The sequence below is a fragment of the Delftia sp. WSY_7 genome (assembly GCF_043104845.1).
GTDB lineage: Bacteria > Pseudomonadota > Gammaproteobacteria > Burkholderiales > Burkholderiaceae_C > Comamonas > Comamonas tsuruhatensis.
The window spans coordinates 13,684-27,262 of record NZ_JBICLB010000042.1 but is presented as its reverse complement, the minus strand read 5'-3'; the positions used below and the strand labels follow the sequence as shown (position 1 = coordinate 27,262).

General features: G+C 64.5%; 11 protein-coding genes and 1 tRNA gene. 9 read left to right on the top strand and 3 right to left on the bottom strand.

Going from position 1 to position 13,579, the window contains the following annotated elements; all coding sequences use genetic code 11:
* Positions 1-157: 157 nt before the first annotated feature.
* Positions 158-242: transfer RNA gene (locus ACF8ME_RS23580), tRNA-Leu, on the bottom strand.
* 34 nt (positions 243-276) lie between these two features.
* Here ACF8ME_RS23580 and rnr point away from each other — a divergent pair.
* On the top strand, positions 277-2,844 hold the full coding sequence (gene rnr / locus ACF8ME_RS23575) for a ribonuclease R (RefSeq protein WP_017404495.1): 2,568 nt from the start codon (positions 277-279) through the stop codon (positions 2,842-2,844).
* Positions 2,845-2,850: 6 nt separating this feature from the next.
* Here the strand turns inward: rnr and ACF8ME_RS23570 are convergent, their stop codons facing one another.
* Together ACF8ME_RS23570 and ACF8ME_RS23565 are read right to left on the bottom strand one after the other, a co-directional pair.
* Positions 2,851-4,431 (bottom strand): NAD(P)H-hydrate dehydratase, encoded by a 1,581-nt coding sequence (locus ACF8ME_RS23570; protein ID WP_392418407.1) that lies wholly within the window; start codon positions 4,429-4,431, stop codon positions 2,851-2,853.
* Between the two features lie 45 nt (positions 4,432-4,476).
* On the bottom strand, positions 4,477-5,748 hold the full coding sequence (locus ACF8ME_RS23565; protein ID WP_047326725.1) for an FAD-dependent oxidoreductase: 1,272 nt from the start codon (positions 5,746-5,748) through the stop codon (positions 4,477-4,479).
* A 367-nt stretch (positions 5,749-6,115) separates the two neighbouring features.
* Here ACF8ME_RS23565 and rpsB point away from each other — a divergent pair, with 367 nt between their 5' ends.
* The 8 genes from rpsB (at position 6,116) to rseP (ending at position 13,549) form a co-directional block, all read left to right on the top strand.
* Positions 6,116-6,868, top strand: a complete 753-nt coding sequence (gene rpsB / locus ACF8ME_RS23560) for a 30S ribosomal protein S2 (protein WP_016447490.1) — start codon at positions 6,116-6,118, stop codon at positions 6,866-6,868.
* 114 nt (positions 6,869-6,982) lie between these two features.
* Complete coding sequence (tsf, locus tag ACF8ME_RS23555) at positions 6,983-7,879, top strand: translation elongation factor Ts (protein WP_016447489.1); 897 nt, start codon at positions 6,983-6,985, stop codon at positions 7,877-7,879.
* A 65-nt stretch (positions 7,880-7,944) separates the two neighbouring features.
* Positions 7,945-8,667, top strand: coding sequence for a UMP kinase (gene pyrH / locus ACF8ME_RS23550; protein WP_016447488.1), 723 nt, complete (start codon positions 7,945-7,947; stop codon positions 8,665-8,667).
* Between the two features lie 43 nt (positions 8,668-8,710).
* Positions 8,711-9,271, top strand: a complete 561-nt coding sequence (gene frr / locus ACF8ME_RS23545; protein ID WP_016447487.1) for a ribosome recycling factor — start codon at positions 8,711-8,713, stop codon at positions 9,269-9,271.
* A 35-nt stretch (positions 9,272-9,306) separates the two neighbouring features.
* The gene (gene uppS, locus ACF8ME_RS23540) at positions 9,307-10,053 is read left to right on the top strand and encodes a polyprenyl diphosphate synthase (RefSeq protein ID WP_016447486.1); all 747 of its coding nucleotides are present in this window, start codon (positions 9,307-9,309) and stop codon (positions 10,051-10,053) included.
* 13 nt (positions 10,054-10,066) lie between these two features.
* Complete coding sequence (locus ACF8ME_RS23535; protein ID WP_016447485.1) at positions 10,067-10,921, top strand: phosphatidate cytidylyltransferase; 855 nt, start codon at positions 10,067-10,069, stop codon at positions 10,919-10,921.
* The gene (gene ispC, locus ACF8ME_RS23530) at positions 10,918-12,096 is read left to right on the top strand and encodes a 1-deoxy-D-xylulose-5-phosphate reductoisomerase (RefSeq protein WP_047218936.1); all 1,179 of its coding nucleotides are present in this window, start codon (positions 10,918-10,920) and stop codon (positions 12,094-12,096) included. The genes ACF8ME_RS23535 and ispC overlap by 4 nt, the downstream gene beginning before the upstream one ends.
* Before the next feature lie 82 nt (positions 12,097-12,178).
* Positions 12,179-13,549, top strand: a complete 1,371-nt coding sequence (gene rseP, locus ACF8ME_RS23525; protein ID WP_026062158.1) for an RIP metalloprotease RseP — start codon at positions 12,179-12,181, stop codon at positions 13,547-13,549.
* Positions 13,550-13,579: the final 30 nt, after the last annotated feature.

Genomic DNA, 13,579 nt, shown 5'->3' with positions numbered 1-13,579 from the left:
TGCTGAAGCTGAAATTCTACTGCATTTTTTGCAGCGAAGTCCTGGTCTTCGATTTTTTCTTGAGACTGTGATCGGCCAAGTCATGAAGCCAGGGAGCCACCTTCTTGTGAAGATAGTTCCTCAGTTCACCGCAACCTCTGCAGGTTGTCGTTAAACTTGGTGCCCAGGAGAGGACTCGAACCTCCACGGAGTTACCCGCTAGTACCTGAAACTAGTGCGTCTACCAATTCCGCCACCTGGGCATCTCAGGAAAGATTTAGATTGTATACCAAGAAAATGAACCCTCACGCAAAAAGTGCCGACGCGAACGACGAAATCGGGGGCAGTGTGCAGGGGCACCGCGACGGACATGGCTTCGTCATCCGTGATGACGGCGAAGGCGACATCTTCCTTCCTCCCAATGAAATGCGTGCGGTGCTGCACAAGGACCGTGTCAAGGTTCGCATCGTGCGGCAGGACCGCCGCGGCAGGCCTGAAGGCCGCGTGGTCGAGATCATCGAGCGGCCTGCGCACAACATCATTGGCCGCTTCTTGCAGGAAAGCGGCGTGTATCTGGTCGCTCCCGAAGACAAGCGCTATGGCCAGGACATCCTGATCCCTGCCAACGCGACGGGTTCGGCCAAGATCGGGCAGGTGGTCGTGGTGGAGTTGACCGAGGCGCCTGCACTGTTCGGCCAGCCCGTGGGGCGCATCATTGAAGTGCTCGGTGAGGTCGACGATCCCGGCATGGAGATCGAGATTGCGGTGCGCAAGTACGGCGTGCCCCATGTGTTTTCCGATGCCTGCCTGGCACAGGCCAAGGCCCTGCCGGACAGGGTGCGGCCTGCCGATCGCAAGAATCGCATCGATCTGACCGATGTGCCCCTGGTCACCATCGATGGCGAGGATGCGCGCGACTTCGACGACGCCGTCTACTGCGAGCCTGCCAAGGTCGGGCGCGGCAAGGGCTGGCGCCTGCTGGTGGCGATTGCCGATGTGAGTCACTACGTGACCACGGGCAGTGCCATCGATATCGATGCCTATGACCGTGCCACCAGCGTCTATTTCCCGCGCCGCGTGATCCCCATGCTGCCCGAGAAGCTCAGCAATGGCCTGTGCTCGCTCAATCCCGATGTGGATCGCCTGTGCATGGTCTGCGACATGCTGATCACTGCAAAGGGCGATATCCATGCCTATCAGTTCTACCCCGCGGTGATGCACAGCCATGCGCGCTTCACCTATAACGAGGTGGCTGCCATCCTGGCCAATACGCGTGGCCCGGAGGCTGCCAAGCGCTCCGATCGCGTGGGCGACTTGCTGAATCTGCATGGGGTGTACCAGGCGCTGCTCAAGTCGCGCGAAGCACGCGGCGCCGTGGACTTCGAGACCACGGAGACGCAGATCGTCTGTGACGAGAACGGCCGCATCGAGAAGATCGTGCCGCGCACGCGCAACGAGGCGCACAAGCTGATCGAGGAGGCCATGCTGGCCGCCAACGTCTGCAGCGCGGACTTCATCGAGCACAGCGGCCGCGTTGGCCTGTTCCGCGTGCACGACAAGCCCTCGCTGGAGAAGCAGGACATCCTGCGCAACTACCTCAAGGCCATGGGAGTGGGTATGGCGCTTGGCGAGAATCCGGCCACGTCCGAATTCCAGGCCATTGCCAATGCCACCAAGGACCGGCCTGATGCCCAGCAGATCCACACCATGCTGCTGCGCTCGATGATGCAGGCCTTCTACACGCCTGAAAATTCGGGCCACTTCGGGCTGGCCTTCGATGCCTATACGCACTTCACCAGTCCGATTCGCCGCTATCCCGACTTGCTCGTGCACCGCGTGATCAAGGCCGAGCTTGAAGGCACGCACTATCGCCTGCCCGAGCTGCCCACGCCTGGAGAGGCCGAAGCCAAGCTGGCCAAGCGTCTGGCCTCGCGTGTCAGTGCACCCGGCCAGAAGCCGCGCAAGCGCGCGCCCGCCGCCGAGGTCCAGGCCTGGGAGGCTGCAGGCCTGCACTGCAGCGCGAACGAGCGCCGCGCCGATGAGGCCAGCCGAGATGTCGAGGCCTGGCTCAAGTGCAAGTACATGCGTGAGCATCTGGGGGAGGAGTTCGCAGGCGTGGTCTCTGCGGTCACCACCTTCGGCATCTTCGTCACGCTCGATGCCATGTATGTGGAGGGTCTGGTCCACATCACCGAGCTGGGGGGGGACTACTTCCGCTTTGATGAGGCGCGCCAGGAACTGCGGGGCGAGCGCTCGGGCATCCGCTACGGCATAGGTACGCGGCTGCGCGTTCAGGTCAGCCGTGTGGACCTGGATGGCCGGCGCATCGATTTCCGCCTGGTGCGCGACGGCGAAGAGCAGCCGGCTTCGGGTCGTTCCGGCAGGGCGCCGGCGCGCACGGAAGCCCATCAGGGCGAAAAATGGGGGCGCCGCGACGCCAAGGAAAAGCGTGCGCAGCGTAACTCCGGCGGTGCCGGCGGAGCCCGGTCTGAATCCGACGGCGCGGTGTCTTCCGGCAAGCAGGGGCGCAAGGCGTCCAAGAAGGCCATGGTCAAGGGCGTGAACCTGGCCGCGCTGGAGGCTGAATATGCGAGTGCCCAGTCCCGCCCGGCCGCGCCAGTGCGTCAAAGCGACGTGAGTGAGCCGGCCGTGGTGCCAGGTTCGTCCGCACCTGCGGCACGCGCCTCCCGCAGGGGCAGGGCGGCTGAAGCGCGCAAGTCTGTCGCCGTCGATGCTGACCACGGTCTGCCGCAGTTGCCGCCGCCATCGCCGGTGCAGGCGCTGCGCGCCTTGGGTAAGAAGGCCTTGGGGGCCGTCAAGTCCAAGGTGGCAGGCAAGACATCCAAGCCCCGGCGCAAGCCCTGAGGGCGTCTATTGGCCCAGCCGCTGGGCCAGCGCGCTGGCGCTGAACGGCATTTGCGAAGGCCATTGGTCTGCCGCATGGCCGTGGCGCCAGGCCGCCAGTGTTGCGGCCTGCGCGGGGTCCAGCCCTTGCGCCCATAGCGCGGCAATCAGCCCGGCGAGAACATCTCCGGTTCCTCCGGTGGACAGCCGGGCGTTGCCTGTGGGGTTGATCCAGCAGGGCGGCGATGCATTGCCGTCGCCCTGCGATCCGGCGATCACGGTGCCCGAGCCCTTCAGCAACGCCGTGCAGTGGAATTGCAGCGCCAGCTGCCTGGCTGCTGAAAGTCGCTGGGCCTGGACCTGGGCAGTGCTCATTTTCAGCAGGCGGGCGGCCTCCAGCGGGTGCGGTGTCAGCACCGTGTGCTGGCTGCGTCGGCTGCGTTCTTTCAGAAGCAGGGCCAGCGACTCATCTTCGGCAACCGCGTTCAGTGCGTCTGCGTCCAGTACCAGCCTGGGCGCCTGATCCAGAATTTGGGGTAGCCAGGCGCGCACCGCCATGCCGCCGCCACATCCGCACACGACAGTGGCGCCGCGCCAGTCTTGTGCTTCGGGGCTGCGCAACATGATTTCGGGCCAGGGGGAGATAGCCTGGCCTGACCCGTGCGAGGCATCGAGCAGTGCCAGCATCACGCGTCCCGCCCCGCCGTGCAAGGCTGCCAGTGCGGCCAGCCAGGCGGCGCCGGTCATGGACAGGCCGCGGTATTCCAGCCCCTCTCCGCCCAGAATGGCCACGTCGCCAAAGCTCCCCTTATGGCTGGCATGCGGACGCGGGGCGCGGGCTTCCGGGGAGAAAAGTTGTGCGCACGGTGAGATGGCGAAGGGTGGCGCGCTGCTTGCCAGTCCTGTGTCCAGATCGTCCCACCATATCTGGCCGCAGGCGTCGCGGCCGCTTCCTGTGAACAGGCCGGGATGCAGTGTCAGCAGAGCCAGCGTATGCCGTGCGCTGACCGGGAGGTTCATGGGCTCGAATCCAGGCAGGTATTGCCCGGTGTCGGCATCCAGGCCGGATGCGATGTCCACGCAAAGGACGGGGCTGATGCCGGACTGCAGGCTGCGCAGCAGCGACAGCAATCGGTCATCTTTTCGGGTGGGTGGGCTTGCCGTGTCGGGTCGGCGCAGGCCGATGCCGAGCAAGGCATCAATGCACAGATCCTGAGGCCCCATGTCAGGGGGCATGTGGGCGATCCATTGCACGCCGGCCTTGTGGGCCGCATCCCATGCGGCACGCGCGTCGGCGGGCATGCGGACGCGTTCGCGCACGCAGCTGACCAGGATGCGGCAATTGCAGGATCGTGCCGGCATCGTGTTCAGGTGCTGTTGAAGCCAGGCGGCTGCCTGCAAGCCGTCTCCGCCGTTGTTCCCAGGGCCGCAGGCGATCCAGATGCGGTTGGCGTGAGGGGCGATGGCGCGTGCCAGGCGTGCCAGCCCCATGCCTGCGCGCTGCATGAGGCAGTGTTCGGGCAGTCGGGCCGCGGCCTGCTGTTCCAGGGTGCGTGTGGCCACTGTATCGAACAGTGGCAATGCGGTGGATGTGGGAATGCGCAGCATGGCCTGAGCATAGCCGCCAGCCGCAGGGCGGGGTGTCCGCAGCGGTCAGCCGAAGCGGCGCGGATCCAGCAATGCGCTGTCCAGGAAGCTGGTGCGGTTGTCCATCAGGTCGCTCAGCATGCTGGCGCAGCCTTGGGCAATGGCGGCACCACAGCTGCCATGGCCCAGGTTGAGCCAGATGCCGGGCAAACCGCTGGCGCCCAGTAGGGGCAGTCCATCGGCTGTGCACATGCGTGTGCCATGCCAGATCTGAACGCCCGAGGTCAGCACGGCGCTGCCGGGAAAGACCATGTTGAGTCGGTGGTACATGCGCTGCAGCGTGGCCTCGTGCATGGGGCCGTGGCTGCCCAGTTCAGCGCCGGCCACGACCCGCATGCGCTGGCCAAGGCGCACCAGGGTCATCTGCTCGCTCCAGTCGACGATGGCGTGGCGGGGCGCGTAGCCTTGTTCGCGCAGCGGAGCACTGATGCCATAGCCGCGCAGGGCGATCATGGGCAGGCGCAGGCTCAGCGGCGCGAGCAGGTTTGCGGCCTCGGCGCCAGCGCAGACGACGATGGCATCGTGCGACCGGGGCGTGTCTTCGCCTTGCAGCTGCAGGCGAGCGGTGCGCTCGGCGCCGCCGGGCTGCAGTCGCTGCACAAGGCGTTGCGTCTCGAATCGTGCTCCTGCGGACTGTGCGGCCTGCCTTTGCATCAGCGTGGCCAGGCGGCCGTTGGCGGCGCCAGCCTGCGGGAAATACAAGGAGCCTGCGAGTGCGGTCTCCTCGCCCAGCGCGGGCTCACGCAGGCGGGTCTGGGCGGCATCCAGTGCCTCGCAGCGCGTGCCGGCCTCGGCCAGCGCTGCCAGTGCAGGTTTCAGTTGCTCATGGTCGGCCTCGCTGCCCAGCAGCACCAGGCTGCCGGAGACATATTCCGGGTCCAGCTCCCACTGCCGCCACAGCGATTGCTGGAACTGCTGGCTGCGCTGGGTGAGTGTCTCCAGTGCCGCCATCGTGGCTGTGGGTTCGCCGGCTTTGCGCAGGCGCCGCCCAGCCTGGCGCCATTGCCATAGCCAGCGCAGCTGGGCTGCGAGGTTTCCGGAGCCGAGGCGTGGCAAAGCCTGCCGGCCGGGAAGCGTGGGTGAGCGTTCTGTGGTGGAGAGACCGGGGACGCTCCACGGTTGGAGCAGGCTGGGGCCCAGCCAGCCGGCATGTCCGAAGCTGGCTTCCTCGGCCACCGTGCCATGGCGCTCGTAGACGGTGACCTCGTGCCCGACCTGGGCCAGTGCGTGGGCTGTCGCAACGCCAATGCTGCCGGCGCCCACAATCGCGATGTTCATTTTGGGGTGGAATCTGCTGAAGTGCCTGAATTATCAAGCGGATGTAGCTATCACTACAGGAGTGTGTGGCCGATGCGGCAGCCGTGGCTATGCGGGGTGTGAGCGCGCGTTGGGTGCGAAGCCTCAGTCTTGGGATGGCGTATGCTAGAATCTTGCGGCTTTGCTAGGGGTTCACCCTGATTTTCTTCGGAATTGCCGGAGATCAGGTGATGGCTTTGGGGTGCGAGGTGTTCGTCATGAATGCCTGCCCATGCTTGCAACCCCCGTTGCAAAGTCAATCGCAAACCAGTCCCTTCAAGGTGTTGCTTCCTGTATCCGGGGGGCAATTGTCGGGCTGGATTTTAGACCTAACCTTTGAGGTATTCATATGTCCGTCACTATGCGCGATATGCTGGAAGCAGGCGTCCACTTCGGTCACCAGACCCGTTTCTGGAACCCCAAGATGGCCCCCTTCATCTTCGGCCACCGCAACAAGATCCACATCATCAACCTGGAAAAGTCGCTGCCGATGTTCCAGGACGCCCAGAAGTTCGTGAAGCAGCTGGCTTCCAACGGCGGCACCATCCTGATGGTCGGCACCAAGCGCCAGGCCCGCGAGCTGGTGGCTGCCGAAGCCCAGCGCGCTGGCGTTCCTTTCGTTGACCAGCGCTGGCTGGGCGGCATGCTGACCAACTTCAAGACCGTCAAGACGTCCATCAAGCGTCTGAAGGAAATGAAGGCCCAGCAGGAAGCCGGTCTGGAAGCCATGAGCAAGAAGGAACAGCTGATGTTCGTTCGCGAACTGGAAAAGCTGGAAAAGGACATCGGCGGCATTCAGGACATGAACAGCCTGCCCGACGCCATCTTCGTGATCGACGTGGGCTTCCACAAGATTGCCGTGGCCGAAGCCAAGAAGCTGGGCATCCCCCTGGTCGGCGTGGTTGACTCCAACCACAATCCCGAAGGCATCGACTATGTCATCCCCGGTAACGACGACTCTGCCAAGGCCGTGCAACTGTACGCCCAAGGCATCGCCGACGCGATCCTGGAAGGCCGCGCTGCTGCACTGACCGACGTGGTCAAGGCCGCATCCGGCGAGAGCGGTGACGAGTTCGTGGAAGTGGAAGAATCCGCTGCCTGATTGAGCTTGTCCGGCTGAGCGACCTCGTCGCCGAATAAAAAGCGGGGCTCAGGGTAGCCCCGTTTTTTTAAGCCGAAATCCTGTAACGAATCGAACTGACATTGGAGAAATACGATGGCTGCAATTACCGCAAGCATGGTGGCTGAACTGCGCGCAAAGACTGACGCGCCCATGATGGAGTGCAAGAAGGCCCTGACCGAAGCCGAAGGCGACCTGGTCAAGGCGGAAGAGCTGCTGCGCGTCAAGCTCGGCACCAAGGCTGGCAAGGCTGCCTCGCGCGTGACCGCCGAAGGCGTGATCGCCGCCTTCATCAATGGCAACCAGGGTGCCATGATCGAAGTCAACAGCGAAACCGACTTCGTGTCCAAGAACGACAGCTTCATCGCGATGGCCAACGCCGCCGCCAAGCTGGTCGCCGAGCAAAACCCCGCCGACGTGGCCGCGCTGAGCGCACTGGCCTATGAGCAGGACGGCTTCGGCCCCACGCTGGAAGACGTGCGCAAGGGCCTGATCGGCAAGATCGGCGAAAACATGTCCTTCCGCCGCTTCAAGCGCTTCGAAGGCTCCAGCCTGGCTTCCTACCTGCACGGCTCGCGCATCGGCGTGGTCGTCGAGTTCGACGGCGATGCCACGGCTGCCAAGGATGTCGCCATGCACGTGGCCGCCATGAAGCCCGTGTCCGTGACCAGCGCCGACGTGCCCGCCGAGCTGATCGAGAAGGAGCGTACCGTTGCTGCCGCCAAGGCTGCCGAGTCCGGCAAGCCTGCCGACATCGTCGCCAAGATGGTCGAAGGCTCGGTGCAGAAGTACCTGAAGGAAGTCTCGCTGGCCGACCAGGTCTTCGTGAAGGCTGCCGACGGCAAGCAGACCGTGGCCCAGATGCTCAAGGCCGCCAACACCAACGTCAAGGGCTTCACCCTGTACGTGGTCGGCGAAGGCATTGAAAAGAAGGTCGACGACTTCGCTGCCGAAGTGGCTGCCCAGGTGGCTGCCGCCAAGGCCGGCGCCTGATCCTTCCGGGCGACCGAACCGTTCCCTTCACCATCCATCATCATCCACCACTTCGGAGAAACACCATGACCCACGCCACACCGGCCCACAAGCGCATCCTGCTCAAGCTGTCCGGTGAGGCACTCATGGGGGATGACTCGTTCGGCATCAACCGTGCGACCATCGAGCGCATGGTTTCCGAAATTGCCGAGGTCACCAAGGTTGGTGTCCAGGTGGCGGTGGTGATCGGTGGGGGGAACATCTTTCGCGGCGTGGCTGGCGGCTCGGTCGGCATGGACCGTGCCACCGCCGACTACATGGGCATGCTGGCCACGGTCATGAATGCCCTGGCCCTGGCCGATGCCATGGACAAGCAGGGGCTGACAGCCCGCGTGATGTCGGCCATTGCCATCGAGCAGGTCGTGGAGCCCTATGTGCGCCCCAAGGCCCTGCAGTACCTCGAGGAGGGCAAGGTGGTGGTGTTCGCTGCCGGCACCGGCAACCCGTTCTTCACGACCGACACGGCCGCCGCGCTGCGTGGCGCTGAAATCGGCGCCGAGGTGGTGCTCAAGGCCACCAAGGTCGACGGTGTCTACACCGACGACCCGATGAAGAACCCCGACGCGACCCGCTACCACAAGCTGGCTTTCGACGAGGCCATCTCGCGCAACCTGGGCATCATGGACGCCACCGCCTTTGCGCTGTGCCGCGATCAGAAGCTGCCGATCCGGGTGTTCTCCATCGTCAAGCCCGGCGCGCTCAAGCGCGTGGTCATGGGCGAGGACGAGGGCACGCTGGTGTACGCTTGAGCGTTTTGATACCGCGTTACACAGCTCTTCAAGGAACAAGAACATGACGATTGCAGACATCAAGAAGACCACCGAGTCCAAGATGGGCCAGTCCATCGAAGCGCTCAAGAACAATCTTGCGCGCGTGCGCACCGGTCGTGCCAATCCATCGCTGCTGGACTCCATCCATGTGGAGTACTACGGCTCCATGGTGCCGCTGTCCCAGGTGGCCAACGTCACCCTGCTTGACGCGCGCACCATCAGCGTCCAGCCCTGGGAAAAGAGCATGTCGGCCAAGGTGGAGAAGGCCATCCGCGAAAGCGATCTGGGCCTGAACCCCGCCTCGCTGGGCGACCTGATCCGCGTGCCCATGCCTCCCATGAGCGAGGAGCGCCGCAAGGAAATGACCAAGCTGGCGCGCAATGAAGGCGAAGCTTCCAAGGTCGCCGTGCGCAACCTGCGCCGCGATGCCAACGAAGCCGTCAAGAAGCTGGTCAAGGACAAGGAAGCCTCGGAAGACGATCAAAAGCGTTGCGAAGCCGATGTCCAGAAGATGACCGACAAGCACATCGCCGAGATCGATACGCTGGTGGCGGCCAAGGAACAAGACATCATGGCGGTCTGAGGCGTCCTGCCTCATTTGCCTCAGGGTCCGTACCTTTGACCAAACAAGACTCCGGCGCGGTGCCGCGCCATATTGCCGTCATCATGGATGGCAATGGACGCTGGGCCAATCGCCGCTTTCTGCCGCGACTGGCCGGCCACAAGCAGGGCGTGGAATCACTGCGCCGCTGCGCCCGCGCCTGCGTCCAGCGCGGCGTGCAGGTCCTGACCGTCTTCGCTTTCTCTTCCGAGAACTGGAACCGCCCCGAAGAGGAGGTTTCCGGTCTCATGGGCCTGCTGGCCAATGCGCTTGCCAAGGAAGTGCAGCAACTGAGCCGCGACGGCGTGCGCCTGCATTTCATCGGTGACCGCAGTGGCCTGGGCGATAAAGTGTGCGCGGGCCTTGCGCAGGCCGAGACCGTCACTGCGCACAACAATCGCCTGGTTCTCAACGTCTGCTTCAACTACGGCGGACGCTGGGACATTGCACAGGCAGCTGCCCGGCTGGCAGAGAAGGGTGAGCCCATCACCCCGCAGAGCCTGGACCGCGCGCTCGCGCTGGCCCATGTGCCCGACCCGGATCTGCTGATCCGTACCGGCGGGGAAATGCGCATCAGCAACTTCCTGCTGTGGCAGGCTGCGTATTCCGAGCTTTTCTTCAGTGACAGCTTGTGGCCTGATTTCGATGAGGCCTGCCTGGACGAGGCCATCGCGGCTTTCGCTTCACGCGAGCGGCGCTTCGGCCAGACTTCCGCGCAAGTACAACAATCACAACCGACGTCGTCCCATCCGCAGACGTCCTGAACAAGGGGGAGCCATGCTCAAGCAGCGAGTCATCACCGCCCTGATCCTGCTGGCCATCCTGTTGCCTGCGCTGTTCTATCCCACGGGTATTCCGTTCGCCGTGGTCGTGCTCGTGCTCATGGCGGCAGGTGCCTGGGAATGGGGGCGTCTCAACGGCTTTGGCACCGCGGGCGCCATCGGCATAGGCGCCATCTGCACGGCGATGTGCCTGGGCGCCTGGGCTGCCGGCTGGCTGGAGCGTCCGCTGTCAGCGCTCTGGATTGTTGCCGGTGCTGCCTGGGTGCTGGGTGGCGGGGCGCTGCTGCGTGCCGGCGTGGCTGGCTGGCCTCGCATTGCAGCGCCTGTGCGCCTGGTCGGTGGAGTGCTTGCCTTGTGGCTGGCCTGGGTCGCCGTGGTGCAGGCGCGCATGATGGGCATCAACTTCCTGCTGTCGGTGCTGGTGCTGGTCTGGGTGGCCGATGTGTTCGCGTATTTCGCAGGACGGACCCTGGGCCTGAAATTCACCAAATCCAAGCTGGCTCCCACGATCAGCCCCGGCAAGAGCTGGGAAGGCGTATGGGGCGGCATGGCAGGCGTTGTGGTGCTGGCCTTGGTCTGGGTCTGGGCCGACCGCCACTACGCGGTGGCCGTGCCCAGTTTCTATTCATTGCTGCTGGCGCGCGGGGCCTGGTTCCTGCTGCTGGCGGTTGTTTTCATGGCCGCGATGAGCGTGGTCGGCGACCTGGTCGAATCCCTGGTCAAGCGCAGCGTCGGCGTCAAGGACAGCAGTGGCCTGCTACCCGGTCATGGCGGCGTCCTCGACCGCGTCGATGCCCTGCTGCCGACCCTGCCGCTGGCCCTGATGCTTTCCTCTTTCGCGCATTCATGAAGCAGAAAATCACCGTCCTGGGCTCCACAGGCTCCATCGGTACCAATACGCTGGATGTGGTGGCGCGCCACCGCGATCACTACGAAGTCTTTGCGCTCAGCGCGGCCACGCAGGTGGACCTGATGCTGCGCCAGTGTGCCGAATTCAAGCCCCGCTACGCCGTCATGGCCAGCGCGCCGCATGCAAGGCTGCTGGCTGAGCAGCTGCGCAGCAATGGATTGGCCACCGAAGTGCTGCAGTCGCCTGACGCGCTGGAGCAGATCGCCTCGCATCCTGAAGCCGATGCCGTCATGGCGGCCATCGTCGGTGCGGCGGGCCTGGCGCCTTGCCTGGCTGCCGCACGCGCCGGCAAGCGTCTGCTGCTGGCCAACAAGGAGGCGCTGGTGGTTGGCGGTGCACTGTTCATGGACACCGTCAAGCGCCACGGCGCAACGCTGCTGCCCATTGACAGTGAGCACTCGGCCATCTTCCAGTGCCTGCCCGAAGACCGCACCAGTTGGCCCGATCGCGTGGACAGTCTGCTGCTCACAGCCTCGGGCGGGCCTTTTCGCCTGCGCGATCCGTCCACCCTGTCCGAGATCACGCCGGAGCAGGCCTGCGCGCACCCGAATTTCTCCATGGGGCGCAAGATCTCCGTGGACTCGGCCACCATGATGAACAAGGCGCTGGAGGTGATCGAGGCCCGCTGGCTGTTCGACATGGCGCCTGACAAGATCAAGGTCGTCATCCATCCGCAGCAGATCGTGCACTCCATGGTGCAGTTCAAGGATGCTTCGGTGCTCGCGCAACTGGGTACGCCCGACATGCGCGTGCCCATCGCCTGCGGCCTGGCCTGGCCCCGCCGCATCGCCAGCGGTGCGGCGCCCCTGGATTTCGCCAAGCTGTCTGCCCTGACCTTCGAGGAGGCGGATGCCGTGCGCTTTCCGGGCCTGCACCTTTCCTGGCAGGCGCTGCACGCCAGCGAGGGAACCACGGCGGTTCTCAACGCTTCCAACGAAGTCGCCGTTGCCGCCTTCCTGGAGCGGCGCCTGGCATTTGACCGTATCCACGCTGTGAATTTGCGCACGCTCGAGACCTTGCTGCCGCCTACACTGGGCAGTCTGGAAGACCTGCTGGCCCTGGACGCGCAGGCGCGCGAAATCGCGCAGACCGTGGCGCGGCAGTGGCAGCTGTGATGCCGGCTTCGCAGGTCAGGAGGGTTTTCTTGATGGGCCTGCGGCGGAATCCAGAGGCGCATTGGATTCAAAGGAGTATCAATTGTTGCTGACCGTTGTCGCATTCGTGGTCGCACTGGGCTTGCTGATTGCCGTGCATGAGTGGGGCCACTACCGCGTCGCCGTGGCTTGCGGCGTGAAGGTGCTTCGCTTTTCCGTCGGATTCGGCCGCCCCATCCTGCGATGGAAGCGCAAGGGTTCGGACACGGAATTTGTCATCGGTGCACTGCCCCTTGGCGGCTATGTGCGCATGCTCGATGAGCGTGAGGGCGAGGTGCCTGCCGACCAACGCCATCTGGCATTCAACACCCAGCCGCTGCGTGCGCGTGCAGCCATCGTGGCCGCAGGCCCCGTGGCCAATCTCGTGCTGGCCATTGCGCTGCTGGCCATCGTCAATTGGGTCGGCATGCAGGAGCCCGTTGCACGGCTGGCAACACCGCCAGCAGGCACGGTGCTGCAGATGGCGGGTGTTCAAGGCGGCGATCGCGTGCTGCGCATGGCTTTGGGTGACCAGGAATGGGAAGAGGTCCGCTCCATCAATGATCTGCGCTGGACGCTGACCCGTGCAGCGCTCGATGACGAGTCCGTGCGCATGGAGGTGCTCCAGGCCCGCCGCACCGCCCCGTCCGAACTGCGGCTCGCGCTGGCTGGTCAGGTTCAGGGCGAGCCCGATGCCGCCTTCTTCGAGCGCCTGGGCTTGCTTGGTCCCTGGACGCAGCCCGTGCTGGACAAGGTGATTGCCGGTGGTGCCGCCGAGAAGGCGGGCCTGCGCCAGGGCGATCTGGTTTTGCGCGTGGGTGGCACCTCGGTGGACGATGGCACGCAGCTGCGCAATCTCATCCGCAAGATGGGCGCATCGGGCCAGGTCCAGCAGCAGATCTGGCTGGTGGAGCGTGAGGGGCGGCAGTTGCAGATCCCGGTGCTGCCCGACCTGGGCCGATCGGAAGACGGCAAGGAAAGCATCGCCCGCATCGGCGCCTACATCGGCAGCGCCCCGGAAATGGCGCTGGTGCAGCGCGGTCCGCTGGAGGGCCTGTGGGCCGGCGTGCAGCGCACCTGGGAGCTGTCGTCGCTGACACTGCGCATGATGGGCCGCATGGTGATCGGCGAGGCCTCGCTCAAGAACATCAGCGGGCCCCTGACCATTGCCGATTACGCGGGGCGTTCGGCCAGCATGGGCCTGGTCCAATATCTCTCGTTCCTGGCGCTGATCAGCATCAGCCTGGGGGTTCTCAACTTGCTCCCCCTGCCGGTGCTCGATGGTGGGCACCTGATGTATTATCTTTGGGAGGGCGTGACTGGCCGAAGCGTGTCGGAAGTCTGGGCCGGACGCTTGCAGCGTGCAGGCGTGGCGGTTTTGATGATGATGATGTCCGTCGCCTTTTTCAACGATATCAACCGGCTTTGGGGCTAACTTTTCAGCCGTTTTCGGCAAGCCGCAGCG